Source organism: Parvibaculum indicum, assembly GCF_011762095.1.
GTDB classification, from domain to species: domain Bacteria; phylum Pseudomonadota; class Alphaproteobacteria; order Parvibaculales; family Parvibaculaceae; genus Parvibaculum; species Parvibaculum indicum.
The window spans coordinates 1-26880 of record NZ_JAASQO010000024.1; the positions used below are offsets into that span (position 1 = coordinate 1).

The following is a 26880-nucleotide window of genomic DNA, read 5'->3' on the forward strand; positions in this document are numbered from 1 at the left end:
CGCTCAGCAGCCCCAGGCAGAGGAGATGGCAGCATGATCAACCTCATCTTCACTGCGGAAAAATTTCAGATTGGGGCTGGACTGTCAGGATATATTGCCGAGATGGCGAGCGCCTTTGTCTGCGCTTCGCTCAGCATCGCACCCACCGTTCGGCACACGGACTATATCGGCTCATGGCTTGAAGTCCTGAGAGAAGACAATCGCGCGATCTTCCGCGCGGCGAGCCAAGCCTCCAAAGCCGCCGATTTCATCCTCGCTTTTCGCGACGCCGAGAAGGCCGAGGCAGTGGAGGCGGCGGCATGATCGACGCCCCCGAATTCCCCACCGAGACGACGCCCGAAGGCGAGCAGATTGTCGCGCCGGGCGTCAAGCCGATCACGCTTCGTGACCGGCTGGAATGGCGCGCTCGCCAGCCGATGACCCCGAAGCGCAACCCGAACGCCGAGCAGAAGCCCTGCGACCTCGGCCTGTTCGACTTGGAAGGTCGCCGCCAGATCGACTGGATCGACGAAGCGCGGAAGTGCAAGCCATGACCCGCTATCCCTACCGCATTGCCGGCCCCGCCGTGATCTCGTTCTCGGGCGGGCGCACGTCCGGCTATATGCTGAAGCACATTCTCGACGCCCATGGCAGCGCTCTGCCGGACGACGTGCACGTCGTTTTCGCCAACACCGGCAAGGAGCGTCCCGAGACGCTCGACTTCGTAGCCGAATGCGGCGCGCGCTGGGGCGTTCACATCACGTGGGTCGAGTATGATTGGGACGAGCCGCACCGCACGCGGATTGTCTCTCATAACAGCGCGTCCCGAAACGGCGAGCCGTTCGAGGCGCTGATTGACCGGAAGGGCTTCGTGCCGAACCCGCGCATGCGGTTCTGCACGTCCTTCCTGAAACGCGACCGCATCGACGCCTACGCCCGGCATTGGCTCGGCTGGGCAAGCTGGTCGAGCGTGCTTGGCTTGCGCGCGGACGAGCCGAAGCGCGTCTATCGCCAGCGCGCCTGCGGCGCGCGCAAGCGCACTGGCGCGACGGTTCAGTTGCCCTTGGCGGACGCGCGCGTGACGGAAGCGGACGTGCTCGATTGGTGGGCGGACCAGCCCTTCGACCTCGCGCTTCGCTCCCATGAAGGCAATTGCGACCTGTGCTTCCTGAAAGCCCGCTGGAAGATCGAGGCGATCATGCGCGACCGGCCCGACCTCGCGAATTGGTGGATCGCGCAGGAGGCCAAGCCCGGCAAATCGAGCGCTAAAGGCCATTGCCCGGACATGCGCGTCTTCCGCATCGACCGCGAACCCTATGCGCGTCTGTTCGATCAGGTGCAGCGGCAAGGCGTGCTCGATTTCGCCGACCCCGCTGCGCCTGAGATCGATTGGGAGCGCGAGGATTGTGTCTGCACGGACTGAGTTTTGCGCCCCATCGGGCGCTTCACCCGCTCCGGCAGGCCGGAGCATAACCCAAGGAGAAGACCAAATGGACCTTCAACATATCCCCCTCGACCAACTGAAAGTCTCCGCGCTCAACATGCGCCATGCGCGCAAAGCGCCGGACGTGTCGGACATCCTGCCCTCTATCCGGGCGCGCGGCGTGCAGCAGCCCTTGCTCGTTCGTAAGAACGGCAAGGGCTACGAGATCGTCGCCGGGCGGCGGCGTTTCTTTTCGCTCAAGGCCATCGCGAAGGAAGGCGGCGAGATCGATCCCGTTCCTTGCGCCGTCATGGCCGAAGGCGACGACGCGGCGGCGCTCGAAGCCTCACTCATCGAGAACACGGCCCGGCTCGACCCCGATGAAGTGGCGCGTTGGGAGACCTTCGCCCGGCTCGTAAACGAGGGCCGGACGGTCGAGGACATCGCCGTCACCTTTGGCGTCACCGAGATCATGGTGAGGCGCGCGCTGGCCCTCGGCGAGCTTCTGCCCGACATCCGCGAAGCCTATCGTAACGAGGACATTGACGCCCAGACCGTCCGCCAACTGACCTTGGCGAGCGAGGGCCGCCAAGCCGAATGGCTGAAGCTGTTTCAGGACCCGGAGCAACATGCGCCGCGCGGCTGGCAGTTGAAGCAATGGCTGTTCGGCGGCGAGGTTTCGACCGGGGCGGCGCTCTTTCCCCTCGATGCCTATAAGGGCCGGATCGTGACGGACTTGTTCGACGAAACCGGCTATTTCGACGATTTGGACCAATTCTGGAAATTGCAGAACGAGGCCGTCGCCGCCAAGCGCGACGCGCTTCTCGCCAAGGGATGGCCCGAGGTTGTCGTGCTCGATGTGGGCGAACGGTTCCTCAAATGGGATCATGTGGCGACGCCCAAGGGCGAAGGCGGGCGGGTCTATATCGAGGTTCGCGAGAACGGCGAAGTCACCGTCCATGAAGGCTTCGTCACCGCGAAAGAACATCAGCGCCGCCAGCGAAAAGCAACGAGCGGAGACGAGAAGAACACCGCCGCCGCCGACCGCCCCGAGCTCACCAATCCGGCGCAGAACTATATCGAGCTTCACCGCCACGCCGCCGCGCGCCATGCGCTTCTCGGGTCTCCGGGCATCGCCCTCCGGCTCTTGGTCGCTCATGCCATCGGCGGCTCGGCGCTGTGGCAGACCCGGCCCGACCCGCAAACGACGCGCAAGGAGGAAACCGCCGGGAGCATCGCCAAATCGAAAGCCGAAGCGGCGCTGGCCGACGAACGCAAGGCGGTCTTGAAGCTTCTCGGGCTGCCCGCCCACGGCCATTCCGTTGTACGCTCGAACGGCGATGACTATCGGGTGGTCGAGCTATTCGCCGCGCTCTTGAAACTCTCCGACGACGAGGTGATGCGGGTGCTTGCCATCGTCATGGCCGAAACCTTAGAGTCCGGAACTGCCGTCGTCGAGGCGCTCGGCACCCATCTCAAGGTGGACATGCGCGACTATTGGCAGGCGGACGACGCCTTCTTCGACCTTCTCCGCAATAAGGCCGCCGTCAATGCCATGCTTCGCCATATCGGCGGCAAGGCGGTCGCCGACGCCAATGTGACCGCCACGACCAAGGTGCAGAAAAAGATCATCCGCGACTTCATCACCGGCGACGGCCGGAGACAAGCCGAAGGATGGCTGCCGCGCTATATGGAGTTCCCCTTCAAAGCCTATACGAAAGCAGGCGGCGGGCGGCTCATGGAAAACACGGCCCGCATTAAATCGCTCGTTTCCTGAAACCGGCGGCGGCAGGCGGGAGCGGCCCTCTCACCCAAACGGGGGGCCGCGAGCGCCTGCCACTGTTTCCTCACGCCAGCGAAGTGCCCCCGCGCCGGATGGCGCGGGGGCGTTGTCGCTTATAGAGGTGCGCGGATCAGCGGATCACCAAGCCGGATGATCTGAATCCGCCAGCGCCTCAGATTCGGCTATAACGTTCGTGCAGCCAACTTCGGGAGCGGAGAAGGTCATCGAGCCTGAAGCAACGCGCTGGCGCTCGCCGACGGTTCCGACCTCTCAATCTCCACGTGGTCCTCGCTGAAGACCGCACGTCTCGTCAGTACGCCTCCTTCTTCTCCCATGGCGGTCGGACAGAAACGAGACTGCGCTCATACTGCAGCACCGTCGAACGCGCACTTGGTGGTGCCATCTGCTAGTCATCTTTCGTCACGATGACCCGCGTTGCCTGGACCATCACGTCTCCTGTCGATGGCTGGCGTGACACCCATTCGCCTGCTTCTGCTTGATGGACCTATGGCGAACGGCGGCCGCATGAAACCGGCGTTCCGCACTTTTTTCCCCGGCCTTCGGCCTTCCTCGCGAGACAAAAAAGTGCGCCCCGCCGGTCCTCCGCTGCGCTTCGGCCTACGGTTCATGCGGCCCCCGCCCGCCATGGCCGGTCCCGCGTCAGCAGGGCGATGGGCGCCCCGCGAAAGCCAACAGGAGACAGAAAGATGGCACAGGCACTTGGATATGTGACGAAGAACGAGACCGGCGGATACGAAGGCACGCTCGCGACGATGAGCCTCAAGAAGCGCATCCGCATCCTGCCAAACGCGCGGAAGGAAACGGACGCCCAGCCGGACTTCCGGGTCTACACCGAGGACCGCGTGGAGATTGGCGGCGGATGGAACCGGGTCGGCAAGGCCAGCGGCAACCCTTACGTGTCGCTGACTTTCTCCGCTCCCGAATTCGGCCCGAACAAAATCTACGCCAATCTCGGCCGGGCCGCCGGGCAGGAAGACGACCGCATTATGGCGATCCTCTGGAACCCGCGCAGCTAACGCACGGCTTCAGCCCCCGCGCTTCGGTGCGGGGGCTATTTGCTTTCACCGGAATATGTACATTGCATGTATTTTCTTGCAAAATGTTCAGAATTCTTAACCGTTCGTTGATTTTCGCGCGCCATAGTTGAGCGATGACACGAGTCTGTATTGCGGGTCGATGGTGCAGCGTCTTGGGCGCTTGGTGACGGACGTAAGCGCAATGAAAGAGGAGCTTGATTGAGTTTGCGACGCTGGGTGCGTCGGCCGCCATCGTGCCGTGGGAATGGAAAGCACGATGGTGGAATATCACAACTCCTCGATGTCCGGCGATCTGCACCTCGGTGACTACGACTATGTACGGTTGCTGACACGGTCGCGAGTTGCCTGGGAATATCTTCGGCGGAATCCCGACTTTGGCCGCGACTGGCGCTGTTCCCCGCCGGGCCGTCCGATTGCAATCCGTCTACGGAACGATGTTACACTAATCAGGATGCGGCGGCGCTTTCTATGCGCCGAAGCGTGGGGCCTTTATACCTTTCGCCGATCCGCGCGAAAATGCCCTCAAGGCCGAGGTCTTCTGGCGAACTGAGGACTATCGGCGCGTGGTGTCGGCCCATACTCGCAAGAGCGATGATAACGGCTTGGGGGTCACGGTCTCTCTGAATGACGTCCCATGTCGAAAGACACTTTTGAAGACGGTGGATGGTGAGCAGCATCTGCTCCTGCGCGACAATGGCCGAGTGGCACAGGTGCGGTGTGTGGGTGACGACATCCGAATCGATCCTTTCGTTCTCGAATTAGTGATCGACGATTTCCCAAACGTGGACAGTCGCCAGCATCTCATCAGACGACTCGCTGATCTCTATCGGGGGCGGCGGCTCAGTGGGAGGAGCGGCGGATGGGCAGTTGAGGCGATGCGCCACCGCGACGCCCTTGTTGCTCTCGATTTACGAATGGAGGGGCGTTCCTACCGCCAGATCGCGATCTTTCTCTATGGCGAAAAGGCGGTGCGGCGCGACTGGACCAACCCCGACCAGACCATGAAGAACCGCGTCATCCGCAGCGTCAAACGCGGCCAGCGGATGATGAACGGCGGCTATCGAAAGCTACTCGCCTGACCCGCGTGAGGGGTATCGTTCGTGCGCTTCGCCGCTAACGATACTGCCGCCCGATTTCACGCTCGCTCATCCTTGACCGGCATAGAGCACTTTCGCTGACGCCGGAGGACGCATGACCGAGCACGACGCACAAACGGTCGCTGAAGGACCGTTCCTGACAACGAGCGAAGCCGCGCGTTTTCTCAAACTCAAACCCAACACGCTGGAGAAAATGCGCGTCTATGGCGGCGGCCCGCAATACCGCAAACACGGCCGCCACGTTCGCTATCACATTGACGAACTGACCGCCTGGTCGGACATGCGGAAGAAGGATTCGACTTCCGATGTCTGAACATTTCACACGCGTCGAGATCGTCTTTTATCCGGAGCATTTGAACCACTGGCTGCGGTTCGGCGCGCCTGATGCACAGCAGGACTTGGACCGCAGGCGGTCGCTTGCGCTTTTCAGACCGGGCCAGGTCTTCGGCTATGTTCGCTGGCGGGCCAACGAGTTCGGCACGCAGGAGTGGCGCTTCACCATCGTTCGCGCAGCGGAGCCGTCACTGCTTTTGAGCCGCATTCCGGGCGTCTGTCCGGGCGGTGAAGTGCTCTTGCTTGTCACCGGAAACACGAAGGTCAAGCGCGCGCTGTTGCAGATCGACGTGCTGGAAGCGGACGGCTTCGATCCGGTCGACGTGTCGCCCGCCTATTATCGCCATGTCCACAATCGCATCACAGCGGGGCAGCCGGTCCGTGCCTATTCGCGAGAACAGCATGCGGCATATTTAGCGGCGAAAAAGGTGTCGGCGTGAAGTGGGGACCGCTCGTTTGTACGACGATCCCGGTGCTTGCTTTGGCCATCGTATCGACCATCAGCCTACCGAAGAAGCTGATCTATAACGCCTCGGCGAGCGCGCCGATCGGCTTCTATTGGCTCGACCGGCGGCCAATCAGCCGCAGCGATTATGTCCTTGTTCGCGTGCCGGAGCGCGTCCGAAAACTTGTCGAAGAGCGCGGCTATCTGCCCGCCGATGTGCCCTTCATCAAGCGCGTTGTCGGGGTCGATGGAGACGTAATTTGTCGTCGGGGAGAGACGGTTTCGATCAACGGAAATCCGGTTTCCAGGGCTGAAAAGGCGGACGGTTTGGGCAGGCCGCTACCCGATTGGCAGGGCTGCCACATCCTCACCGAGCAGACGGTCTTCCTGTTGCAAGACCATCCGCAGTCCTTCGATGGTCGATATTTCGGGCCGGTGGATCGGCGTCTCGTCATCGGACGGGCGACGATGTTGCGGCTCCCTTGGCGGAAGCACGAGAAAAGCTGATCCAGCGTCATGAAGGAATTGGAGCGTGGGGGGCGTCTGAGGCAGCGGAGGGCAAGATAAAAGGTGATGGGGCAAAGCCCGCATAACCCATTGTCTGCACATCCGGTTTGGTTGCACGCGGCGATTTCGCCCGTGTGCAGATGATTTTGCTAAGGCCCCGAGATGGCTGGCGAATAGGTGGTGCAAGGATGAATAGGTTGTTTGGCGCCCACGTTCGCGCCCCATGTTTATGACCGACCATGGCCGATGATTCCGACGACATTTTCAAGCCGAAGCTCGGACGCATTCGCAGCCTGGGTGGCGCGCGCACCAAGAGCTATCTTCATCGCGTGCTCCGACAGGTCTCGAAGGCAGGCAAGTCCGGTTTCAGAATCGGAGCCGCGTCACGGCGCTATTCCGGCTACCGGATCGGGCGCGGCAATGACGTACTTCGGCGTGGTCGCGCCGGACACCGCTTCGGACCGACCTATAGGCGCGTCGTCATCAAGACGCGGATCGTCAAACTCAGAGGCGGCGGGTTAGATGCGGCGCGTGCCCATCTGCGTTATATCCAGCGCGACGGCGTCTCCAAGGATCACGAGCCGGGCCGGCTTTACGACGCGGCGCATGACGAGGCGGACGGCAAGGCGTTCCTCGACCGCAGCGACGGCGACCGGAATCAGTTCCGTTTTATCGTCTCGCCGGAAGATGCGACCGTGCTTGCGGATCTCAAGCCATTCATCCGCGATCTGATGAGCACAATGGAGAAAGACCTCGGCACGCGGCTCGACTGGGTGGCGGTCGATCACTTCAACACAGAGCATCCGCATACCCATATCGTGCTGCGGGGCAAGGACGAACTCGGCAAGGACCTCGTCATCGCCCGCGACTACATCGCCCACGGCATGCGGCGGCGGGCGAGCGAACTGCTGACGCTGGAACTCGGGCCGCAGACCGAGCAGGAACTTCGTCAAAAACTGGAACACCAGGTCGAGCAGGACCGCTTCACCGATCTCGACCGGGCGCTGGTCCGTGACGCCATGGACGGGATTGTCGATGCGCGCGCCGAGCCGCAGCGCCCCGACTCGCGCTTCCACCATGCCATGAAGGTCGGTCGGCTGCGTGTGCTGTCGCGGCGCGGTCTCGCCGAGGAGACAGAGTCGGGCCGCTGGCGGCTCTCGCCGAGACTGGAAGGGACCCTCCGGCGCGCGGGCGAGCGTGCCGACATTATCAAGACCATGCACCGAGGACTGCGGCAGGCCGGGTTCGATGCCGGCGCTTCGGAGTTCTCGATCTACGACCCTGCCGACCCGCGCGCGCCGACCGTGACCGGCCGGATCATCGACCGCGGACTCCATGACGAGTTGAACGACGGGCACTACGTCATGATCGACGCCGCCGACGGGCGGGTTCATTACGTCGCGCTCGATCCGCGACAGGAGATGGAGGACCTGCCGCTCGGCGCCGTTGTCGAAGTTGCGCCGGCGGCGAGCGGTGTGAAACCATCCGACCGAACCATCGCCGAGATCGCCAGGCGAAACGATGGTCTCTACACGGTGGACGCCCACCACGCCTTCGATCCGCGCGCGTCGGACGAGTTCGTTCGGGCGCACGTCCGCAGGCTCGAAGCGCTGCGCCGCGCCAATGTTGTTCGGCGCTTTCAGGACGGGTCATGGGAAATCCCCGAGGACTTTGAAGACCGGGTCGAAGCGCTCGCCAAAAAGCAGGCGCGATATCCGGGGCGCATCACGACTTTGTCGTTCTTCTCGCTGGAAGCTCAAGTTGGCGCTGACGGCGCAACCTGGCTCGACCGGCAACTGCTCACCAAGGAGCCGCTGGCGCTGCGCGGCGAGCGCTTCGGGGCCGAAGCCGCCCAAGCCCTGCGCCGGCGGCAGGAGTATCTGATCGAACGAGGTCTGGCGGAACGCGAAGGCCAACACGTCCGCTACCAGCGAAACCTGCTTCGACTACTGCGTCGGCGAGAACTGGCAGCCGCCGGCGAGAAGCTCGCCAAGGAGACAGGCCTCGACTTTGCCGAGACACAGGATGGAGATCGAATCGACGGCGTCTACAAACGACCGATCCGTCTCGCCAGCGGCAAGTTCGCCGTCATTGAGAAATCGAAGGAGTTCACGCTCGTCCCCTGGCGGCCGGTGCTCGAACGCCAGCGCGGTAAAATGGTCGGCGGCGTGATTCGTGGCGACAGCATTTCCTGGACCATTGGTCGCCAGCGCAGTGGGCCGTCCGTGTCTTAGCCAATAGATTTCTTTTTTTTGGGGGCCGCGATTTGATCACCGAGGTAATGATCATGATGCCAGCGCATCCAGAACCGGGCATTCCGGAACATCGTCGCCGGAGCACTGCGCCGCGGTCTTTGCCAGCACTTTTTCGATGCGTTTGAGATCGGCGATCTTGGCACGCACGTCGGCCAAATGCCGCTCGGTGCGTTCCTTGACTTCGGCGCAGGTTTGCGTGCCACCCTCGACGAGGGCGAGCAAGCCGCGCACCTCATCGAGCGAAAAGCCGAGTTCGCGGGCGCGGAGGATGAAACGCAAACGCGAGACGTGAGCGTCGTCGTAAATACGGTAGCCCGTTCCTGTGCGCCTGGGATCCGGCATCATGCCGATCTTCTCGTAATAGCGGATGGTTTCGAGATTGCAGCCGGTCAGGCGCGCCAATTCCGCCCGCTGCAATCCTTTCCCGGAAATGTGATCGCGCATCGATTCAGAAACCTCTTGAGTCTGTAGTTAGTACAGACCTTATCTTACTGTCGTCTAAGAATCGAGGGTTGAGTCGAGGGTTGAGTCGCGTGAGCAGCAGTGAACTTAAAACACAGGCGCTTGAGGAACCAAAAAAGGCCGCGGGCCGTCAGCAAGGATGGTTCGCGGCGGGCGGTGTGATCGGGGCGATCCTCGCCTCGACCTGCTGCATTGCGCCGCTGGTGTTGCTGACTCTCGGCGTTTCCGGCGCCTGGATTGGCAACCTTACGGTGCTTGAACCTTACAAGCCCTATTTCGCCGCCGTGGCGCTCATCTTCATTGGCGCTGGCTTTTGGCAGGTTTATTTCAAACCCAAACCGGCCTGCGCAGAGGATTCCTACTGCGCGAAGCCGCAATCGTCGCTCATCACAAAATCGGCGCTGTGGCTAGCCACGATCTTGGTCGTCCTCGCTCTGACAATTAATTGGTGGGCGCCGCTGTTCTACTGATCACGTAACCGCAAAGGAGAAACATGAGATGAAACGATTCGTGCTTACCGCGGCAGGCGCGCTTGCCTTGGGCGCCGCCGGCCTTCTGTCGGCGCCGGCGACTTCGCCGTTTGCCGCGCAGGCCGCTCCGGCTCAAGTCGCCGCGATTCAGACAGCAACATTCAGTATCGAGAACATGACGTGCGCCTTGTGTCCCGTGACCGTGAAAAAGGCCATGGAAGGCGTCGCCGGGGTGAAGTCCGTCACTGTCGACTTTGATGCCAAGACAGCGACTGTTGTGTTCGATCCGTCGGTGACGAACGCCGACGCGATCGCGGCGGCCTCGACAAACGCCGGTTACCCGGCGGCGCAGAGCTAAACCGATTGAGATAAGAGACATGTCCGATTGCTGCACGCTTGGCGGAAAGAATAGTGGAAGCTACGACCTCGCCGTCATCGGCGCAGGATCGGCGGGTTTCTCCGCCATAATCACAGCAGCCGAGCAAGGCGCGCGCGTGGCGCTCATCGGCCACGGCACGATTGGCGGCACCTGCGTGAACATTGGCTGCGTGCCATCGAAGACCATAATCCGCGCGACCGAAGCCCTGCATGGGGCGAAAGTGGCCGGCCGATTTCCCGGCCTTGCCGGCGAGGCCCGCATCACGGATTGGCGCGCATTTGTCCAAGGCAAGGACGATCTCGTCGGAGCGCTCAGGCAGAAGAAATACATCGACCTCCTGCCGAGCTATAATGGCGTCGCCTATTTGGAAGGCGCGGCCCGGCTGGAGGACGGTGGCGTCACCGTCAATGGCGACGCCATTCGCGCGGGCAAAATTATCATCGCCACCGGCGCACGGCCCTCTCTTCCGCCCATTCCGGGCATCGACAAGGTCGATTATCTGACGAGCACGTCGGCGCTCGATCTTGAGGAGCTACCGAGGAGCCTCATCATCGTGGGTGGCGGCTTCATCGGCTGCGAGCTCGGTCAGATGCTGGCGCGCGCAGGGGTTGAAGTTACGATCGTCTGCCGCTCCCGCCTCCTGCCGCAGGCAGAGCCGGAAATCAGCGATGCGCTGATGAAAGTTTTCCGCGAAGAAGGCATCGCTCTCAATTGCGGCGTCGCCTACGAGTTCTGCCGTCAGGACGAAGAGGGCGTCACGCTATGCGTGAAGGAGGGCGGCGTATTGACCGAACTCAAGGCCGAGCGCGTGTTGGTGACAACGGGGCGCGCGCCCAATGTGGAGGGGCTCGGTCTTGAGGCAGCGGGGATCGAGCAGACAGCAGGCGGGGGAATTGCGGTCGACGACCGCATGCGGACGACAAAGCCTGGAATCTATGCTGCGGGCGATGTCACCGGCCGCGACCAGTTCGTCTATATGGCGGCCTACGGCGCCAAGATCGCGGCCCTCAATGCCTTGAACGGCGACAGCCTCGTCTATGACAACAGCGTCATGCCTGCCGTCGTGTTCACCGATCCGCAGGTCGCGGGCGTCGGCCCCACCGAGGCCCAGGCGAAGGCGCAGGGCTTCGATGTGAAAATCTCCATTGTGCCCCTCGATCAGGTGCCCCGCGCCCTGGCGGCACGGGACACGCGCGGCCTCATTAAGCTAGTTGCCGACGCGAAGACCGACCGCCTTCTCGGCGGCCATATCCTGGCGCCCGAAGGGGCCGATAGCATTCAAACCCTGGCGCTTGCATTGAAGCACGGCATGACAGCCAAAGCGCTCGGCGAAACGATTTTCCCCTACCTCACGACCGTCGAGGGCCTGAAGCTTGCCGCGCAGACCTTCGAGAAGGATGTAGCGAAGCTTTCCTGCTGCGCAGGGTGAGATACCTTGCGACGTGCTTTACGGGCGGCAGTAAGATTGGAAAACTGTAAGTATTACACGCCACACCGCACAAACAGCTTCTCCACGCCACCGAGGAACAACGCTTCGGACGAAACTCCCCCGCCGGTCGCTGCGAGCCGCAGCTCCGATCCGTTGGCGCGCTTGAGTTCGAACTGCACGGTCTCGTCGATCGCGCTGTTGCCGAGCCGGCCAAGGAAGTCATCATACTCGACGCGATGGTCGAAACTCATGATGACAGTGCCGTCGCGCAGTTCCCACCGGCCGGTGCGCCAAGGCAGGAGGCCGACGGCCTTGTCCGACCCCCGCCACCATTCGACCGTTCCGGTTCCGCTATTCTCGAACAGGATGAGCCGTTCACTGGTGCACTCCGCCTGACTGCCGGACCAAACGCCGGTGAGCGCGGCCCGGTCGCCGCCCATCAAACGGCCGACCAATCCCGGACGGCCGGCGTTTGCCTCGCTCTTTTTCAACGCCGCATCATAGGTCGTGGGAATTTCAGCAATCTGAGCAGATTGATTGTTGGCTGTCTTATGCGCCGTATTAGGGGTAGCCGCCGCTGTGCCACCGGCGACGGCGTTTCGGCTAACACGAAGCTGGTACTTGCCAGTGGACGAACCGACCATGGCGTCAAGTACGCGGGCGTCGCCCATAACGAAGCCCTGGGCGTTGGCCTCGCTGGCGCCAAGGATTATCCCTGAGACCTTGAGTTGATTGGCCGGATTGACGCCAAAGGAGCGGCAAAGCGCGGCATAGTGGTTCATGCCTGTGAGCGCGGCTTCTTCGATCAGCGCATCGTCGCGCAATTGATCGGCCGTTTCGAAAAGCAGGATCATCTCCGTGACTTCGTGGCATTTGGGCTCGGCCGGGCGGAGGACGCGGAGCGCCACATCGACCGGCTCGTCATAGACAAACCAGCCAGGCCCACCCTCGAAATTCCGAACCTCATAGTCGGCGGCCAAGGCCGGACCGAAGAACCCTGTGGCGAGAATAGAGGCTGCACCGAGGGCAATACGACAAGCTCGGCGTGATTGGCGATGGAACCGCATCGAACATCTCCTTCTCAGCCCCCTAAACCCTAGCGAATGACAACTTTTGCGCATTAACCACGGTGCGCAAGCGAATCCGTCCAACATTATCCAGAATCATAGCGGCTTCCGGTTGCAAAAATAAGGTCTGATGTTCTTGGCTAGTCTTCTCCGCTTTTGGCTATAGTTTCCTCTATTCTCCGTTCTTGGATGACACTGGAAGTGATTGCCTTGATTCACATGTGATTTCGTCACGATCCTTTGCCGGAATTTACCCGAGCCTTCGGCTCCGACAACGGCGCAGGATCGATGACACCAACCAGACTCCTCATAGGCCAAATCTTCCTCGTCTTCGCGATCGTCATTGGCGCGGTGTGGGGCGCGACACAGTGGACGGCGGCCGAGTTCGGCTATCAAGCGCGGCTCGGTCCGGCCTGGTTCCATGTCGTCGGTTATCCCGTTTACGTTCCGTGGCGGCTGTTCGAGTGGTGGTACGCTTACGAGGCCTATGCGCCGGGGGTCTTCAACCGCGCCGGCGCGATGGCGGCGGGCGGCGGTATGCTCGGCGTTGTCGTCGCCATCATCGGATCGCTGTGGCGCGCGCGGCAGGCCCGGCTGGTCACGACCTACGGCTCGGCGCGCTGGGCCGCCAATTGCGAGATTAGCAAATCCGGCCTGTTCGAGCCGCGCGGCGTGTTCCTCGGCAGGCTGAAGGACCGCTATCTGCGCCATGACGGGCCGGAGCATGTCATGTGCTTCGCCCCGACCCGTTCGGGCAAGGGCGTCGGCCTTGTTATCCCGACGCTACTTTCCTGGCCGCACTCCGCCGTCATTCACGACATCAAGGGCGAGAACTGGCAGCTCACCTCTGGCTGGCGCTCGCGATTCTCGCACTGCCTCCTGTTCAATCCGACCGATCCCGCGAGCGCCAAATACAACCCGCTCCTCGAAGTGCGCAAAGGCCGGTTCGAGGTCCGTGACGTTCAAAACATCGCCGACATTCTGGTCGATCCCGAGGGCGCGCTCGAACGGCGGAATCATTGGGAGAAGACCAGCCACGCGCTCCTTGTCGGCGTGATCCTGCACGTTCTCTATGCCGAGAAGGAGAAGACGCTCGCCCGCGTCGCCGCCTTCCTTTCCGACCCGGCGCGCTCCTTCGAGCGGACGCTCCGCGTGATGATGAGCACCAATCATCTGGGAACGGACGAGGCGCCGCAGGTCCATCCTGTCGTCGCGCAGGCCGCGCGCGAGCTTTTAAACAAGTCGGAGAACGAGCGCTCGGGCGTCCTCTCGACCGCCATGTCGTTTCTCGGGCTCTATCGCGATCCGACCGTGGCGGAGACAACGAGCGCCTGCGAATGGCGCATCGCCGATCTGGTAGACGCCGAGCGGCCGGTCTCGCTCTATCTCGTCATTCCGCCTTCGGATATTTCGCGGACGAAGCCGCTGGTGCGACTGGTCCTCAATCAGATCGGCCGGCGGCTGACCGAGCGGCTGGAAGGGCAGGCCGGCAAGCGGCGGCGCCACCAGCTCCTGATGATGCTCGATGAGTTCCCGGCGCTCGGGCGGCTCGACTTCTTCGAAAGCGCGCTTGCCTACAAGGCCGGCTACGGCATTCGCAGCTTCCTGATCGCGCAAAGCCTCAACCAGATTTCCAAGGCCTATGGCGAGAACAATTCGATCCTCGACAATTGCCATGTGCGGGTGGCCTTTGCGTCCAACGATGAGCGCACGGCGAAGCGAATCTCGGACTCGCTCGGCACGGCGACGGAATTGCGCGCGCAGCGCAACTATGCCGGCCACCGGCTCGCGCCTTGGCTCGCCCATGTGATGGTGAGCCGCCAGGAGACGGCGCGGCCGCTGATGACGCCCGGCGAAGTGATGCAGCTTTCGCCTGACGAAGAGATCGTCATGGTCTCCGGTCAGCCGCCGATCCGCGCGAAGAAGCTCCGCTATTTCGAGGACGCCAACTTCACGGGCCGGGTGTGCCCCCCGCCCGCGCTCGTGGCGGACGGTCCCTTTGCGGACTGTCCGCCATCCCGCGCCGACGACTGGAGGGACCAAGTGCGCGGCTCCCACGCCGATCTCGTCAAGCCGTGGTCGGAGCTCGTTTCGAACGGCGATGAAGATGATGGCGGCCTTAAGCGCCATCCCGCCTTGCCGGATGAAGCGCCCGCCAAGGCGGAACCTGAGAAAGCGCCCGACGCCGGGCTTCTCGACGACGAATTCGACCCCAACGACGCCAGGCGGATGGAACAGCTCGCACGCAACGCTGCCGTGGTCCAACGCGCCCACGCCATAGACCAGGCCGACGACGACCTGATTCCGAGCTTTTAGAGGGAGCTCGTCCATGAAACCCCGCCTCAACGTTCATGTCTCAGACGAGCTTTTCGACAAAGTGGAAATCGCCGCCAAGCGGCCTGGCGTCACCAAGGCGGCCGTGGTCGAGGCGGCGCTTCTCGGCTTCTTCTCGAAAGAGTTCGACGATCAGCGCGACGGTGCGCTCATCCGGCGGCTCGACCGGATGACAAGGCAATATGACCGGCTGGAGCGCAATCTCTCGGTCACGACCGAAACGCTGGCGCTCTTTATTCGCTTCTTTCTCACCGTCACGCCGCCATTGCCGAACGCCGACCAGGACGCCGCCCGCGCGCTCGGCAAGGAGCGGTTCGACTATTTCATCGGCCAGCTCGCACGACGCCTCGCCGGTGGCAAGAACATGATCCGCGACGTGCTCGAAGAAGTGAGCGCCAAGGAGAGCGACTTCTTCACCGAGGCCGAAGTCGAAGCGTTGCGCGCCGTGCGAGAAGCAGGCGCCGCCGACACAAAGAAGCCCAACGGGGGTGCGGCTTATGACTGACCGCTTCCATCCGAGCACGCTTGATCGTCAGCGCACCATGCTGCGCACCGCCATGGGACCGGCGATCGCGGCAGCGCTGGCCGATCCCGCCGTCATCGAAGTGATGGTCAATCCGGACGGCCGACTCTGGATCGACCGTCATGGCGACGGCCGGATCGATGCCGGCAAGCGGATCGGCGCTGCCGAGGCCGAGCGGATCATCCGCCTGGTCGCGAGCCATATCGGCCAAGAATGCCACCGCGAGCGTCCTGTCGTCTCGGCCGAGCTGCCCGAAAGCGGCGAGCGCTTCGAAGGCCTGCTGCCGCCTGTCTCGCCGGCGCCGTGCTTCGCCATCCGCAAGCCTGCCCGCGTGCTCTATCGCCTCACCGATTATGTCGAAGCCCGGATCATGACGCCGCTGCAGGCGAAGGCGCTGCGAGAGGCGGTCGAGACGCGCAAGAACATCGTCGTGGTCGGCGGGACGAGCTCGGGCAAGACGACGCTCGTCAACGCGCTCCTTGCTGAGGTCGCCGACAGCGGCGACAGGGTGATCCTCATCGAGGACACGCGCGAGCTCCATTGTGCGGCGGAAGACAGCGTCAGTCTACGGACGAAACCAGGCGTCGCCTCGCTCGCCGATCTCGTGCGCTCGACACTGCGCCTGCGCCCCGACCGGATCATCGTCGGCGAAGTGCGCGGGGCGGAAGCCCTCGACATGCTGAAAGCGTGGAACACCGGCCATCCCGGTGGGATCACGACGCTTCACGCCAACTCCGCCCATGCCGGTCTCTACCGCCTCGAACAACTCATTCAGGAAGCGGTCGTCACCGTGCCGCGCCGGCTGATCGCCGAGGCGATCGACATCGTCGTTTTCCTGACGGGGCGCGGGTCGGGCCGCCGCGTCGAGACCGTCGCTGCGCTCGAAGGCCTCGATGCCAATGGCGACTACCGTCTGTCGCCGCTCACGCCCGTTCACCTCGTTCCAACCGCCTAATCCAGGAGAGCTTCATATGAACTTATTCACGCCCGATATCTCTTCCAGGTTCCCATACCGGCAGGCTCTCTTCACCAGTCTCCTCGTCGGGCTCGCGCTCGTCTGGTCGGACGCCGCCCACGCCGCCGGCTCGGGCATGCCGTGGGAAGCGCCGCTCACCCAGATCCTTCAGTCCATCGAAGGGCCGGTCGCGCGCATCATTGCCGTCATCGTCATCGTCATCACCGGTCTGTCGCTCGCTTTCGGCGAATCGAGTGGCGGCTTCCGCCGGCTGATCCAGATTGTCTTCGGCCTTTCCATCGCCTTCGCGGCGACGAGCTTCTTTCTCTCCTTCTTCTCCTTCGGCGGCGGGGCGCTGATTTCATGAGCGTCGAGGGCTTCGAGATTCCGCTTCACCGTGCGCTCACCGAGCCGATCCTGATGGGCGGCGCGCCGCGCACGGTGGCGATCGTCAACGGCACGCTCGCCGCGGCCTTGGGGCTCGGTCTTCAGCTTTGGCTCGCGGGACTTGCCGTTTGGATCGTCGGCCATGCGGTCGCCGTCTACGCCGCGCGCAAGGACCCAGCCTTCATGCAGGTCCTGGTCCGCCATACCCGCCACAAGGGGCATCTCTCATGCTGAATCTGGCGGAATACCGAAAACGCCCGGCGCTGCTGGCCGACTATCTTCCCTGGGCCTGCCTTGTGGCGCCCGGCGTCATCCTCAACAAGGACGGCGGGTTTCAGCGTTCGGCGCGCTTTCGCGGTCCCGACCTCGAAAGCGCCACGGAAGCCGAACTGGTCGCCGTCTGCGCGCGGATCAACAATGTGTTGCGCCGCTTCGGCTCCGGCTGGGCGCTGTTCTTTGAAGCCGAGCGTCATCCCGCCCGAGATTATCCGCATTCAGAGTTTCCGGACCCCGTGTCTCGGCTTGTGGACGAGGAGCGTCGCGCGGCATTCGAAGAGTCCGGAGCGCTGTTCGAGAGCGGCTATGTTCTCACCTTCACCTATCTACCGCCCGCCGAAAATATCGGCCGCGCTGAGCAGCTCTTGATCGAAAGCGAAGGCGAGCGCCGTGGCCTCGATTATCGCGACCATCTCAATGCATTCGTCCAGAAAACCAACCGGGCGCTCGATCTGCTCGGTGAGCTCATGCCCGAGGTGGCGCAGCTCAATGACGAAGAGACACTGACCTATCTGCACAACTGCATTTCGAACCGGCGCCTTTCCGTGGCCGTTCCCGAGACGCCGGCCTATCTCGATGCGGTTCTCGTCGACACATCGCTCACCGGCGGCCTCGCGCCGATGCTTGGCGAGGCACATCTTCGCGTGCTGACCGTGCTCGGCTTTCCGGGTTCGACAACGCCGGGGCTGCTCGATGCCTTGAACGGGCTCGGCTTCGAGTACCGCTGGATGACCCGGTTCATCCCCCTCGACAAGGCGGCGGCCGAGAAGGCGATCAAGCGCTATCGCCGGCAGTGGTTCGCCAAGCGCAAGTCGATCTCCGCCATCATCAAGGAAGTGATGACCAACGAGCAGTCGGCGCTGGTCGATACGGACGCCGACAATAAGGCGGCCGACGCTGACGCGGCGCTTCAGGAGCTTGGCGCTGATCTCGTCTCATACGGCTACGTCACGACGACTTTCGTCGTGTGGGACGAGGACGCAAATGCGGTCCGCGAGAAGGTCCGCGCCGCGCAGCGCGTGATCGACGGGCGCGGCTTCGCCACCATCGAGGAGAGCGCCAACGCGGTTGAGGCCTGGCTCTCATCCTTGCCCGGCCATGTCTGCGCCAATGTGCGGGCCGCGCTGATCAACACACTGAATTTGGCGCATATGATGCCGCTATCGGCAACCTGGGCAGGACCGGCGCGCAACGAACATTTGGGCGGCCCGCCGCTCATAACGGTCCGGACGGGCGGCACGACGCCGTTCCGGCTGGTCACGCATTTCGGCGATGTCGGCCACACGCTTGTCGTCGGTCCGACGGGCGCCGGCAAGTCGGTGCTGCTGGCGCTGATTGCGCTGCAGTTCGGCCGTTACGAGGACGCACAGATCACCATCTTCGACAAGGGCGGGTCGGCGCGCACCGCCGTGCTCGGCATGGGTGGCGCTTGGTTCGACCTCGGCGCGGCCAAGGACGGCGTCAAGCACGCGCTCGCCTTCCAGCCACTGGCCAAAATTGATCTGACCGGCGAGCGTTCCTTCGCGCAGGAATGGGTGCTCGGGCTTCTTGCGCACGAAGGCGTTGCGGTGACACCGGAGGTCAAGGATGCGGTGTGGTCGGCGCTGTCCAATCTTGCCGCGGCGCCCCAACCGGAACGCACGCTGACGGGGCTGGTGACGCTGTTGCAGCGTACCGAGCTTCGACAGGCGCTCCAGCCCTATACGCTCGAAGGACCATATGGTCGGCTTCTGGACGCCGACGATGATCGCCTGATCCTAGGCGCCGTCCAATGCTTCGAGATGGAGGAGCTGATGCACGAGGCGGGCGCGGTGCTGCCCGTGCTCACCTATCTCTTTCACCGCCTCGAAACGCAGTTCGATGGACGGCCATCGCTGCTTATTCTCGACGAGGCCTGGCTTTTCCTCGACAACCCGGCCTTCGCCGCGCGTATCCGCGAATGGCTGAAGACGCTCCGCAAGCAGAACGTCTCGGTCGTGTTCGCGACGCAAGGCCTGTCGGACATCGCCGGCAGTTCCATCGCGCCGGCAATCATCGAGAGCTGCCCGAGCCGCATCTTCCTGCCCAACGACCGGGCGATCGAGCCCCAGGCGAAAGCGGTCTACGAGGCGTTCGGCCTCAATGACCGGCAGATCGACATCGTCGCCCGCGCCGTGCCGAAGCGCGACTACTACTTCCAGTCCCGCCTCGGCAACCGGCTGTTCGAACTCGGCCTCGGCACCGTCGCGCTCGCATTCACCGCCACCTCGACCAAACAGGATCATGCCCTGATGGACGAACTCATCGCCGCCCATGGCGAGGACGAATTCGCGGACTCCTGGCTGCGCGCCAAGGGCCTCGACTGGGCGGCCGATCTTATCGCGGCCGACCGCCAAACCCCGAACCATCCCGAAACGGAGGAAACCCATGAAACGTAAGCTCCTGGCGGCCGTCGCCGCCATCGCCTTGTCCTTGGGACCGGTCCAGAATGCCCACGCCATCTTCGGCATTGGCGATGTCGTCTACGACCCGGCCAACCACGCCGAGAACATCCTGACTGCGGCGCGCACGCTTATCCAGATCAACAATCAGGTCCAACAGCTCGCCAACGAAGCGCAGATGCTGCTCAACCAGGCGCAGAATCTCACCACCCTACCGACCTCTGTAGCGGCCGATCTTCGGACCTCCCTCGCGCGCGTAGACGGTCTCATCACGACCGCCCGCGGGATCGCCTATCAGGTCTCGGTCATCGACAGCGAATATCGCCGGCTCTTCCCCGAACAATATGCGGCGGCCGTCTCGACCTCGCAGATCGTCGCCGATGCGCAGGAGGCGTGGACCCTGGCGCGCGAAGGCTTCAAGCACAGTCTGGAGGTTCAGGCCGAAGTGGTCGGGCAGGTCCGCGCCGACACGGTGACGCTCGACTTGCTTGTAGCCGAAAGCCAAGGCGCCGTCGGCAATCTTCAGGCAGCACAAGCGGGCAATCAGCTCACGGCGCTTGCCGCCAAGCAGACCATGCAGCTTCAGACGCTTCTTGCCGCTTCGGCCCGGGCCGACGCGCTGGAGCGCGCGCGGAGCCTCGCCGCCCACGAACAGGCGCGCGCCCGCTTCGTGCGTTTCATGGGCGACGGCGACGCTTATACGCGGCGCTAACTAAGGGGCACAGGCGATGGGCGACCTCAACGTCATCGATCAGTTCACGGATACATTCGTCAGCTATATCGATTCCGGCTTCGGCTTGCTGACGCCGGACGTCGCCTTCCTCACGACCATCCTGATCGGGATCGACATCACGCTTGCCGGCCTCTTCTGGGCCTTGGCCGACGACAAGGCGGTTATCCCGGCGCTAGTACGCAAGGTGCTTTATGTCGGCGCCTTCGCTTTCATCCTGAACAATTTCGCATTCCTCGCGAACGTCATCTTCGACTCGTTCGCAGGCCTTGGCTTGCGCGCCACCGGTGCGCCGATCAGCGCCGCCGACCTGATGCGCCCCGGCTTCGTTGCGGCGACCGGCTTTGACGCGGCGCAGCCTTTGCTGGCGGAAGTCAGCGACCTCATTGGCCCAATAGCCTTCTTCGAAAACTTCGTGCAGATCGCCGTGCTGATGGTCGCCTGGCTCATCGTGCTCCTGGCTTTTTTCATTCTCGCGATCCAGCTCTTCATCACCATTCTCGAATTCAAGCTGACGACACTCGCAGGCTTCGTGCTCGTGCCCTTCGCGCTGTGGAACAAGACCGCGTTCCTCGCCGAGCGGGTGCTCGGCAACGTGATCGCCGCCGGCATCAAGCTGATGGTGCTCGCCGTCATCGTCGGGATCGGCTCGACCCTGTTCGGCGCTTTTGCGGCGTCGTTCTCGGGCGGCGACATCACCATCGAGCAGGCGCTTTCGACCGTGCTTGGTGCACTCGCGATCTTCATGCTCGGGATCTTCGGCCCCGGCATCGCGGCAGGCCTCGTCTCCGGCGCGCCGCAACTCGGCGCCGGCGCCGTCGTCGGGTCCGCCGCAGGTCTTGCGCTTGGCGGCGCGGCGGCCGGCGGTCTCGCCATGGGTGGAGCCCGTGCACTCGGAGTTGGGGTGAGCGGTGCGACGAGAGCGGCCGCCTCCGTCGCCGGCGGAGCAAGCACCGCCTATGGCCTCGGGCGCGGCGCCTCGGGTAGCTCAGGTCCAGCGGGTGTCGCGGCCGGCGTCGCCGGCATGGCCCGCGCTGGCGTCGGCGCGGTCGGACAGGGTATCCGCAACGTCGCTGACCGGGCGACCGCCGGCGTTCGCCGGTCCTTTTCCGATGGCGCGCGCGGCGCCTTCACCGCCACCGGCGGCGCACTTCCCGGCGGAACCGATATCCCGGCCGCGACCGCGGCAGCGAGCGGCGCGCCGGATTGGGCGCAAAGGCTGCGGCGCGAGCAGCGGATGCGCGAGGGCGTAAGCGTTGCCGCGCACACCGTCCGAGACGGCGACCGGCCCGTATCCGGCGAGAACCCACGGCTCAGGGATGACGAATGATGTTCAAGAGATCGACCACCACCTATGGCAATACGCCCGAACCGGTGACGCCTTACCAGAAGGCGGCGCAAGTCTGGGATGAGCGGATCGGCTCCGCCCGCGTTCAGGCTAGGAACTGGCGGCTCATGGCCTTCGGTTGTCTGGCGCTTGCGGTCGGTCTTTCCGGCGGCGTTGTCTGGCAGGCGGGCCGCAGCACGATCACGCCCTATGTGGTCGAGGTCGATAAACTCGGCGAGGTGCGCGCCATCGGGCCGGCCATCTCCGCTTATGAGCCGACCGACGCCCAGATCGCCTACACCCTGGCGCGCTTCATCGAGAATGTCCGCTCACTGTCGATCGATCCGATCGTCGTGCGCCAGAATTGGCTCAGGGCCTATGACTTCACCACAATCGAGGCCGCGAACACCCTCAACGAATATGCCCGCGAGAACGATCCCTTCTCAAAAGTCGGCCAGCGCACCGTCACCGTTGAAGTGACGAGTGTCGTGCGCTCGTCCGCGGGCAGCTTCGACGTGCGTTGGCGCGAACAAACATTCGAGAACGGATCGCTCGCAGGCACGACCCGCTACACCGCCGTTCTCTCCATTCTCCTCCAGCGCCCGCGCACCGAAGAGACGCTGAGGAAGAACCCGCTCGGCATCTACGTCCGCGCGCTCAATTGGAGCCGCGACCACATCCCCGGAGACAACCAATGAAGAAAATCGCTATCCTCACCATTTCCGGCTTGCTCGCGGCCTGCGCCCACAAGGAGCTTCCGCCCGAGATCAGCTACGACAGCGCCGATTTCGATGCGGCGACGCTCGCCGCCGAGCCGCCACGTCCCGTCCGCATCGTCACGCTGCCCGAGCCGCTGCCATTGCCCGGGCAATTGAAGCCTGCGCCGAAGGGCGGCGAGCCGCCGGCGCCGGACACACGTTCGGCGGAAGAGCGGGTCGAGGACGCCAATGCTGCGGCCGCCATGGAGCCGAGCGCGGATGGCTATATCAACGCCATTCAGGTCTATCCCTATACGGAGGGTGCGCTCTATCAGGTCTATACGGCGCCGAGCCAGGTAAGCGACATCGCTCTTCAGAAGGGCGAGAAGATCGTCTCCGTCTCCGCCGGCGATACGGTGCGCTGGGTCATCGGCGACACGGTGAGCGGCGGTGGAGAAAACGCCCGCGCCCACGTGCTGGTCAAACCCATCAAGGAAGACCTCAAGACCAATCTCGTCATCATCACCGACCGACGCGCCTATCATCTGGAGCTTACGAGCACGCCCGAGACCTATATGGCCTCGGCGTCCTGGACGTATCCCCATGACGCGCTTCTGGCGCTTCGCCGGGACAACAGAACGGCGGAAAAGGCCGTTACCCAAGTCGTCGATACGGGCCTCGATATCGACAAGCTGCGCTTCCGCTATGCCGTGAGCGGTGACAGTCCGCCCTGGCGGCCGGTTCGCGTCTTCGACGATACGCACAAGGTCTATATCCAATTCCCGGCGCGGCTTGACCAGGGCGAGGCGCCGCCGCTCTTCGTCGTCGGGCCGGACGGGGACAACCTGCTCGTCAACTACCGGGTGCGCGGGCGCTATTACATTGTCGATCGCCTCTTCGCCGCCGCCGAACTCCGGCTCGGCGAAGACCCGCAACAGGTCGTGCGCATCACCCGCACCGATGGCCGTCCCCACGTCACCAGCCGTGATCGGTCCGACACCGTCGGCGCGTTCGACGCCGGAGACCGCTGATGGCGCCATCCTGCGACGACGAACTGAGGCATGCCATTCCGCCGGATGCCAGCGCCGCCAAGGTCGATGCGGAAGCGCTCGCTCTGCGCGCCAAGCCGCGCCCGGTGACACGGATCAACCGCCGTGTGCTGATTTTGCTCTCCGGCACGGGGCTTCTTCTGATCTTCGGCGCGACCATCTTCGCCCTCGATCCGCCGCGCTTGTTCGACCGCGACGAAGCCGGCCGTGAGCTCATCCGAACCGAAAACACGCCGACGCCCGAAGGGCTGGAAGGCCTACCGCGCAATTACGGTGATCTGCCGAAACCGGTCGAACTCGGACCGCCCCTGCCGGGCGATCTCGGCGGCGCCATACTGGATAAGGAACGCGAGCTTGGCGTCGGGCCGTCGCCCGATTTGCCGTTCCGTCCGAACCCGGAGGATGACGCAGCCCGCGCCGAGCGCATCCGCCAGGCGCGGCTTGCGAGCCAAGGCCGCGAATCCGGCGTCTTCTTCCAGCTCTCGACGCGGACGGCTGGCGCGGCGAATACGCCGGCCACAGTTGGCAGCGCGACTCCTGCGCTAAGCCCGGCGGACCGCAATCCCTTCAATGGCCTCAGCGCGGCGGAGGGCGATCAAGGACTCGGGCTCGATCTCCAAAACGACCAGAACCTCCAGGGCCGCAAGCTCGACTTCCTGAAGCAGGGGGTCGAGACGAACATCTATAACCCCCACGCGCTTCAGGACCCGGCCTCGCCCTACCAGGTGATGGCGGGGACCATCATCCCGGCGAGCCTTGTGACCGGCGTCAACTCTGACCTGCCAGGCCGCGTCATCGCGCAGGTGACTGAGAATGTCTTTGACACGGTTTCGGGTCGCTATCTCTTGATCCCGCAGGGCGCGCGCATCATCGGGACCTATGACAGCGTCATCGCCTTCGGGCAGAGTCGCGCGCTGGTCGTCTGGCAACGGATCATCATGCCCGACGGGTCCTCGGTCGTGATCGACAATCTGCCGGCTACGGACGTTGCGGGTTATGCCGGCCTCGAAGACGAGGTCGATTTCCATACCTGGCGGCTCCTGAAGGGAATCGTGCTTTCGACGCTTCTCGGCGTCGGGACGGAGCTCTCCTTCGGCGACGACGAGGGCGATCTCGTCAAGGCGATCCGCGAGTCGACCCAGGACAGCGCCAACCGTGTCGGCCAGCGCATCACCGAACGCAACTTGGGCATCCAGCCCACCATCACCATCCGGCCCGGCTGGCCGCTTCGCATCATCGTGCATTCGGACCTGGTGCTCAGGCCTTACCGCGGATGAGGAGACGCCGATGACCCTCAAGCTCGACAAACTCCCCGACCGCGAGCCAGCGAAGATCGCCTTCACCGCGAGCCCCGAGCTCAAAGCCGCCCTCAATGATTACGCCGAAATCTACCGGCGCACCTACGGCCACAAGGAGGGCGTCGCCGATCTCATTCCCTTCATGCTGGAGGCGTTCATGAACGCCGACCCCGGCTTCAAGCGGGCGCGCAAAGAGCTCGAAAACGCACGCTCATCTTCCCAATCAACCAAAGCAACGGAGATTTGAACCATGGCTACGATAGGCAGCTTCACCGCCGGCAAGGACGGCTATGTCGGAACGATCCGGACTCTGACGGTTAACGTCAAGGCGAAGATCGTCGCCAATGATGCGAAGAAAAGCGAAGGCGCTCCGGACTTCCGCGTCTACGCCGGCCGAGCCGAGCTCGGCGCCGCCTGGAAAGCCAGGACCAACGGCGAGGCGCCGCGCGACTATCTCAGCGTCCAACTCGACGACCCGAGCTTCCCCGAGCCCATCCGCGCGGCTCTGTTCGAAGAGGATGGCGCGGCGTTCCTGGTCTGGAATCGGCGGGAGGGGTAGGATTTTGCTTGCGGGACGTCCTGTTTCTGATGTAACAATATGTCGGAAGTTACACGCAACAACCGACGATTCGTTACATGGAAGAGCCCCGTCAATCCACGCAGCGCGATCTCGCCGTCAGCCTCATCGAACGGCACGGCATTATGCGCCTATCTGACCTGAAGGACCACGGGGTGAATCCGGCGACGCTGGCGCGCCTGGTCGAAGAGGGCGTCCTGCAAAAGCCGTCGCGCGGGCTTTACGAGCTCTTCGGCGCCGATATCGAAGCGGCGCACAATCTTGCCGAAGTCGCCAAGCGCGTCCCGAAAGGGGTGATCTGCCTGATTTCGGCGCTCCAGTTTCACGAGATCACGCTTCAGCTTCCCCGCAGCGTCTGGATCGCCATTGGCTCCAAAGACCGCAAGCCGGCGCTCGACTATCCGCCACTCCGCGTCGTCCGCTTCGGCGAGAAGGCGCTGAGGCTCGGCGTTGAAACTCACACCATCGATTCCGTACCGGTGCGCATCTTCGATCCTGCGAAAACCATCGTCGATTGCTTCCGTTTCCGGAATACCGTCGGCCTCGACGTGGCGCTTGAGGCGCTGCGCATGGGCTGGCGCTCTCGCAAGGCAAAGCCCGACGACATTGTCCGGTACGCTCAGGCGCTACGCATCTGGAGCGTGGTGCGGCCCTATCTCGAAAGCGTCGTCGCCGATGAAGGATAAGCCCGCCAATATTCCGGCATCTGTCCTCGCCAGACTTCGTAATGTGGCGCGGGAGAAGGGCACGGACTACCAACTTATATTGCGCCGCTACGCCATCGAACGGCTGCTCCATCGGCTCAGTGTTTCTCCCTATCGAGAGCGGTTCGTTTTGAAAGGGGCCATGCTCTTTACAGTTTGGCTTGAGGATCCATTTCGGCCGACGCAGGACCTTGACCTTCTTGGATACGGCGATCCTGACATAGCGCCGATCGAAGAGACATTCCGTGCGATCTGCCGGATCGTGGCGGAGGACGAAGACGGATTGGCGTTCGACGCCGAAGGGCTGAATGCGGAACCGATCCGCGAGGATCAGGAATATGGCGGCGTTCGCGTGAAAACGATGGCCTTTCTCGGCAAGACCAGAATCCCTGTGCAGATCGATATCGGCTTCGGCGACGCGATCACGCCCGCGGCGCAGGAATTGGAATTCCCGCCGCTGCTTTCCTCCAAGGGGCCGCACCTGAAAGCCTATCCCAAGGAAACCGTCGTCGCCGAAAAGCTTCAGGCGATTGTCGCGCTCGGCCGCGCCAACAGCCGGATGAAGGATTTTTACGATCTGCTCGTGCTGTCGCGACTGTTTGCCTTCGAAGGCGGGGTCCTTGCTTCGGCTATCCGGGCGACATTTGATCGCCGTGGGACGATTATTCCGGCGACGCCGCCCGATGGTCTGTCTCAGGAATTCGCGGGGAACCAGGTCAAACAACGCCAATGGACGGCGTTCGTCAGGCGCGAGCCGTTGCTGATCGCCGCGCCGACTCTCGGCGAAACAATCAACGAGATCGCGGATTTCGCGATGCCGGCGATCAAAGCAGTAGTAACCGGCGGCGAATTCAATCTCAGATGGGCCGATGGCGGGCCATGGAAGGCGATATCGCCTGCACCGCGATGAAGCCT

The 26880-nt window shown here is 63.3% G+C and carries 31 protein-coding genes; 29 read left to right on the forward strand and 2 right to left on the reverse strand.

The window, feature by feature from the left end:
• The 11 genes from FHS78_RS18615 to FHS78_RS18660 all read left to right on the forward strand — a co-directional run.
• Positions 1–303, forward strand: a 303-nt coding sequence (locus FHS78_RS18615) for a zincin-like metallopeptidase domain-containing protein (RefSeq protein WP_246220601.1), incomplete at its 5' end; no start/stop codon positions are given.
• On the forward strand, positions 300–533 hold the full coding sequence (locus FHS78_RS18620; RefSeq protein ID WP_089413298.1) for a hypothetical protein: 234 nt from the start codon (positions 300–302) through the stop codon (positions 531–533). The genes FHS78_RS18615 and FHS78_RS18620, both read left to right, overlap by 4 nt.
• Positions 530–1402, forward strand: a complete 873-nt coding sequence (locus FHS78_RS18625) for an adenine nucleotide alpha hydrolase family protein (RefSeq protein ID WP_143266032.1) — start codon at positions 530–532, stop codon at positions 1400–1402. Before FHS78_RS18620 ends, FHS78_RS18625 begins: the two co-directional genes overlap by 4 nt.
• Before the next feature lie 67 nt (positions 1403–1469).
• Positions 1470–3179, forward strand: a complete 1710-nt coding sequence (locus tag FHS78_RS18630; RefSeq protein WP_167095979.1) for a ParB/RepB/Spo0J family partition protein — start codon at positions 1470–1472, stop codon at positions 3177–3179.
• Between the two features lie 713 nt (positions 3180–3892).
• Positions 3893–4222 (forward strand): DUF736 domain-containing protein, encoded by a 330-nt coding sequence (locus tag FHS78_RS18635; protein ID WP_167095981.1) that lies wholly within the window; start codon positions 3893–3895, stop codon positions 4220–4222.
• Between the two features lie 301 nt (positions 4223–4523).
• On the forward strand, positions 4524–4793 hold the full coding sequence (locus tag FHS78_RS19800) for a transcriptional regulator domain-containing protein (protein WP_425500314.1): 270 nt from the start codon (positions 4524–4526) through the stop codon (positions 4791–4793).
• Positions 4794–4902: 109 nt separating this feature from the next.
• A complete protein-coding gene (locus tag FHS78_RS18640; protein WP_343042019.1) occupies positions 4903–5322 on the forward strand; it encodes a DUF2285 domain-containing protein in 420 nt (139 codons plus the stop codon).
• A 112-nt stretch (positions 5323–5434) separates the two neighbouring features.
• Positions 5435–5653, forward strand: coding sequence for a helix-turn-helix transcriptional regulator (locus FHS78_RS18645; RefSeq protein WP_089413294.1), 219 nt, complete (start codon positions 5435–5437; stop codon positions 5651–5653).
• Positions 5646–6113: a DUF2840 domain-containing protein gene (locus FHS78_RS18650; RefSeq protein ID WP_089413293.1), complete on the forward strand. Its 468-nt coding sequence runs from the start codon at positions 5646–5648 to the stop codon at positions 6111–6113. The genes FHS78_RS18645 and FHS78_RS18650 overlap by 8 nt, the downstream gene beginning before the upstream one ends.
• Positions 6110–6625 (forward strand): S26 family signal peptidase, encoded by a 516-nt coding sequence (locus tag FHS78_RS18655; protein ID WP_089413292.1) that lies wholly within the window; start codon positions 6110–6112, stop codon positions 6623–6625. The genes FHS78_RS18650 and FHS78_RS18655 overlap by 4 nt, the downstream gene beginning before the upstream one ends.
• 239 nt (positions 6626–6864) lie before the next feature.
• The gene (locus FHS78_RS18660; protein ID WP_167095985.1) at positions 6865–8859 is read left to right on the forward strand and encodes a DUF3363 domain-containing protein; all 1995 of its coding nucleotides are present in this window, start codon (positions 6865–6867) and stop codon (positions 8857–8859) included.
• A gap of 51 nt (positions 8860–8910) precedes the next feature.
• On the opposite strand, the gene FHS78_RS18665 is transcribed toward FHS78_RS18660, so the two are convergent.
• Positions 8911–9324, reverse strand: coding sequence for a MerR family transcriptional regulator (locus FHS78_RS18665; protein ID WP_089413290.1), 414 nt, complete (start codon positions 9322–9324; stop codon positions 8911–8913).
• Between the two features lie 89 nt (positions 9325–9413).
• Between FHS78_RS18665 and FHS78_RS18670 the strand changes: the two genes are divergently transcribed.
• Genes FHS78_RS18670 through merA form a run of 3 tightly spaced genes read left to right on the forward strand, consistent with a single transcriptional unit; the run spans position 9414 to position 11620 of the window.
• Positions 9414–9812, forward strand: coding sequence for a mercuric transporter MerT family protein (locus FHS78_RS18670; protein ID WP_089413289.1), 399 nt, complete (start codon positions 9414–9416; stop codon positions 9810–9812).
• A gap of 28 nt (positions 9813–9840) precedes the next feature.
• Positions 9841–10170, forward strand: a complete 330-nt coding sequence (locus FHS78_RS18675) for a heavy-metal-associated domain-containing protein (RefSeq protein WP_089413288.1) — start codon at positions 9841–9843, stop codon at positions 10168–10170.
• 19 nt (positions 10171–10189) lie between these two features.
• Positions 10190–11620, forward strand: coding sequence for a mercury(II) reductase (merA, locus tag FHS78_RS18680; protein ID WP_089413287.1), 1431 nt, complete (start codon positions 10190–10192; stop codon positions 11618–11620).
• Between the two features lie 53 nt (positions 11621–11673).
• Here the strand turns inward: merA and FHS78_RS18685 are convergent, their stop codons facing one another.
• A complete protein-coding gene (locus FHS78_RS18685; protein ID WP_167095986.1) occupies positions 11674–12687 on the reverse strand; it encodes a hypothetical protein in 1014 nt (337 codons plus the stop codon).
• Positions 12688–12975: 288 nt separating this feature from the next.
• On the opposite strand from FHS78_RS18685, the gene FHS78_RS18690 reads away from it, so the two are divergent.
• From FHS78_RS18690 to FHS78_RS18760, 15 genes are all read left to right on the forward strand, one after another.
• A complete protein-coding gene (locus tag FHS78_RS18690) occupies positions 12976–15003 on the forward strand; it encodes a conjugal transfer protein TraG (RefSeq protein ID WP_089413285.1) in 2028 nt (675 codons plus the stop codon).
• A gap of 13 nt (positions 15004–15016) precedes the next feature.
• Positions 15017–15526 (forward strand): hypothetical protein, encoded by a 510-nt coding sequence (locus FHS78_RS18695; RefSeq protein ID WP_089413284.1) that lies wholly within the window; start codon positions 15017–15019, stop codon positions 15524–15526.
• Complete coding sequence (trbB, locus tag FHS78_RS18700; protein WP_089413283.1) at positions 15519–16499, forward strand: P-type conjugative transfer ATPase TrbB; 981 nt, start codon at positions 15519–15521, stop codon at positions 16497–16499. Before FHS78_RS18695 ends, trbB begins: the two co-directional genes overlap by 8 nt.
• A 16-nt stretch (positions 16500–16515) precedes the next feature.
• Complete coding sequence (locus FHS78_RS18705) at positions 16516–16866, forward strand: TrbC/VirB2 family type IV secretion system protein (RefSeq protein ID WP_089413282.1); 351 nt, start codon at positions 16516–16518, stop codon at positions 16864–16866.
• The gene (locus FHS78_RS18710; protein WP_089413281.1) at positions 16863–17120 is read left to right on the forward strand and encodes a VirB3 family type IV secretion system protein; all 258 of its coding nucleotides are present in this window, start codon (positions 16863–16865) and stop codon (positions 17118–17120) included. The genes FHS78_RS18705 and FHS78_RS18710 overlap by 4 nt, the downstream gene beginning before the upstream one ends.
• The gene (gene trbE / locus FHS78_RS18715; protein ID WP_167095988.1) at positions 17114–19579 is read left to right on the forward strand and encodes a conjugal transfer protein TrbE; all 2466 of its coding nucleotides are present in this window, start codon (positions 17114–17116) and stop codon (positions 19577–19579) included. The genes FHS78_RS18710 and trbE overlap by 7 nt, the downstream gene beginning before the upstream one ends.
• Positions 19569–20294, forward strand: coding sequence for a P-type conjugative transfer protein TrbJ (trbJ, locus tag FHS78_RS18720; RefSeq protein ID WP_089413279.1), 726 nt, complete (start codon positions 19569–19571; stop codon positions 20292–20294). Before trbE ends, trbJ begins: the two co-directional genes overlap by 11 nt.
• Before the next feature lie 16 nt (positions 20295–20310).
• Positions 20311–21642 carry a P-type conjugative transfer protein TrbL gene (gene trbL, locus FHS78_RS18725; RefSeq protein ID WP_089413278.1) on the forward strand — a complete coding sequence of 444 codons (1332 nt, stop codon included), beginning with the start codon at positions 20311–20313 and terminating at the stop codon, positions 21640–21642.
• Positions 21639–22337, forward strand: coding sequence for a conjugal transfer protein TrbF (gene trbF / locus FHS78_RS18730; RefSeq protein WP_089413277.1), 699 nt, complete (start codon positions 21639–21641; stop codon positions 22335–22337). The genes trbL and trbF overlap by 4 nt, the downstream gene beginning before the upstream one ends.
• Complete coding sequence (gene trbG, locus FHS78_RS18735; protein ID WP_089413276.1) at positions 22334–23368, forward strand: P-type conjugative transfer protein TrbG; 1035 nt, start codon at positions 22334–22336, stop codon at positions 23366–23368. Before trbF ends, trbG begins: the two co-directional genes overlap by 4 nt.
• On the forward strand, positions 23368–24663 hold the full coding sequence (locus FHS78_RS18740; protein ID WP_089413275.1) for a TraB/TrbI/VirB10 family type IV secretion system protein: 1296 nt from the start codon (positions 23368–23370) through the stop codon (positions 24661–24663). Before trbG ends, FHS78_RS18740 begins: the two co-directional genes overlap by 1 nt.
• A gap of 10 nt (positions 24664–24673) precedes the next feature.
• Positions 24674–24931 (forward strand): DUF2274 domain-containing protein, encoded by a 258-nt coding sequence (locus tag FHS78_RS18745; RefSeq protein ID WP_089413274.1) that lies wholly within the window; start codon positions 24674–24676, stop codon positions 24929–24931.
• A gap of 3 nt (positions 24932–24934) precedes the next feature.
• Positions 24935–25243 carry a DUF736 domain-containing protein gene (locus FHS78_RS18750; RefSeq protein WP_089413273.1) on the forward strand — a complete coding sequence of 103 codons (309 nt, stop codon included), beginning with the start codon at positions 24935–24937 and terminating at the stop codon, positions 25241–25243.
• Between the two features lie 77 nt (positions 25244–25320).
• Positions 25321–25947 carry a type IV toxin-antitoxin system AbiEi family antitoxin domain-containing protein gene (locus FHS78_RS18755; RefSeq protein WP_089413272.1) on the forward strand — a complete coding sequence of 209 codons (627 nt, stop codon included), beginning with the start codon at positions 25321–25323 and terminating at the stop codon, positions 25945–25947.
• On the forward strand, positions 25937–26875 hold the full coding sequence (locus tag FHS78_RS18760; RefSeq protein WP_089413271.1) for a nucleotidyl transferase AbiEii/AbiGii toxin family protein: 939 nt from the start codon (positions 25937–25939) through the stop codon (positions 26873–26875). Before FHS78_RS18755 ends, FHS78_RS18760 begins: the two co-directional genes overlap by 11 nt.
• The last annotated feature ends 5 nt before the right edge of the window (positions 26876–26880 follow it).

Bases quoted from the DNA above. Each gene is read 5' to 3' on its own strand.
- FHS78_RS19800 (WP_425500314.1), top strand. From the start codon at position 4,524: ATGTCCGGCGATCTGCACCTCGGTGACTACGACTATGTACGGTTGCTG.
- FHS78_RS18740 (WP_089413275.1), top strand. From the start codon at position 23,368: ATGGCGCCATCCTGCGACGACGAACTGAGGCATGCCATTCCGCCGGAT.
- FHS78_RS18690 (WP_089413285.1), top strand. From the start codon at position 12,976: ATGACACCAACCAGACTCCTCATAGGCCAAATCTTCCTCGTCTTCGCG.
- trbJ (WP_089413279.1), top strand. From the start codon at position 19,569: ATGAAACGTAAGCTCCTGGCGGCCGTCGCCGCCATCGCCTTGTCCTTG.
- FHS78_RS18625 (WP_143266032.1), top strand. From the start codon at position 530: ATGACCCGCTATCCCTACCGCATTGCCGGCCCCGCCGTGATCTCGTTC.
- trbB (WP_089413283.1), top strand. From the start codon at position 15,519: ATGACTGACCGCTTCCATCCGAGCACGCTTGATCGTCAGCGCACCATG.
- trbE (WP_167095988.1), top strand. From the start codon at position 17,114: ATGCTGAATCTGGCGGAATACCGAAAACGCCCGGCGCTGCTGGCCGAC.
- FHS78_RS18710 (WP_089413281.1), top strand. From the start codon at position 16,863: ATGAGCGTCGAGGGCTTCGAGATTCCGCTTCACCGTGCGCTCACCGAG.
- trbF (WP_089413277.1), top strand. From the start codon at position 21,639: ATGATGTTCAAGAGATCGACCACCACCTATGGCAATACGCCCGAACCG.
- FHS78_RS18650 (WP_089413293.1), top strand. From the start codon at position 5,646: ATGTCTGAACATTTCACACGCGTCGAGATCGTCTTTTATCCGGAGCAT.
- FHS78_RS18620 (WP_089413298.1), top strand. From the start codon at position 300: ATGATCGACGCCCCCGAATTCCCCACCGAGACGACGCCCGAAGGCGAG.
- FHS78_RS18760 (WP_089413271.1), top strand. From the start codon at position 25,937: ATGAAGGATAAGCCCGCCAATATTCCGGCATCTGTCCTCGCCAGACTT.
- FHS78_RS18745 (WP_089413274.1), top strand. From the start codon at position 24,674: ATGACCCTCAAGCTCGACAAACTCCCCGACCGCGAGCCAGCGAAGATC.
- FHS78_RS18630 (WP_167095979.1), top strand. From the start codon at position 1,470: ATGGACCTTCAACATATCCCCCTCGACCAACTGAAAGTCTCCGCGCTC.
- FHS78_RS18685 (WP_167095986.1), bottom strand. From the start codon at position 12,687: ATGCGGTTCCATCGCCAATCACGCCGAGCTTGTCGTATTGCCCTCGGT.
- FHS78_RS18695 (WP_089413284.1), top strand. From the start codon at position 15,017: ATGAAACCCCGCCTCAACGTTCATGTCTCAGACGAGCTTTTCGACAAA.
- FHS78_RS18750 (WP_089413273.1), top strand. From the start codon at position 24,935: ATGGCTACGATAGGCAGCTTCACCGCCGGCAAGGACGGCTATGTCGGA.
- merA (WP_089413287.1), top strand. From the start codon at position 10,190: ATGTCCGATTGCTGCACGCTTGGCGGAAAGAATAGTGGAAGCTACGAC.
- FHS78_RS18665 (WP_089413290.1), bottom strand. From the start codon at position 9,324: ATGCGCGATCACATTTCCGGGAAAGGATTGCAGCGGGCGGAATTGGCG.
- FHS78_RS18755 (WP_089413272.1), top strand. From the start codon at position 25,321: ATGGAAGAGCCCCGTCAATCCACGCAGCGCGATCTCGCCGTCAGCCTC.
- FHS78_RS18705 (WP_089413282.1), top strand. From the start codon at position 16,516: ATGAACTTATTCACGCCCGATATCTCTTCCAGGTTCCCATACCGGCAG.
- FHS78_RS18675 (WP_089413288.1), top strand. From the start codon at position 9,841: ATGAAACGATTCGTGCTTACCGCGGCAGGCGCGCTTGCCTTGGGCGCC.
- trbL (WP_089413278.1), top strand. From the start codon at position 20,311: ATGGGCGACCTCAACGTCATCGATCAGTTCACGGATACATTCGTCAGC.
- trbG (WP_089413276.1), top strand. From the start codon at position 22,334: ATGAAGAAAATCGCTATCCTCACCATTTCCGGCTTGCTCGCGGCCTGC.
- FHS78_RS18635 (WP_167095981.1), top strand. From the start codon at position 3,893: ATGGCACAGGCACTTGGATATGTGACGAAGAACGAGACCGGCGGATAC.
- FHS78_RS18645 (WP_089413294.1), top strand. From the start codon at position 5,435: ATGACCGAGCACGACGCACAAACGGTCGCTGAAGGACCGTTCCTGACA.
- FHS78_RS18660 (WP_167095985.1), top strand. From the start codon at position 6,865: ATGGCCGATGATTCCGACGACATTTTCAAGCCGAAGCTCGGACGCATT.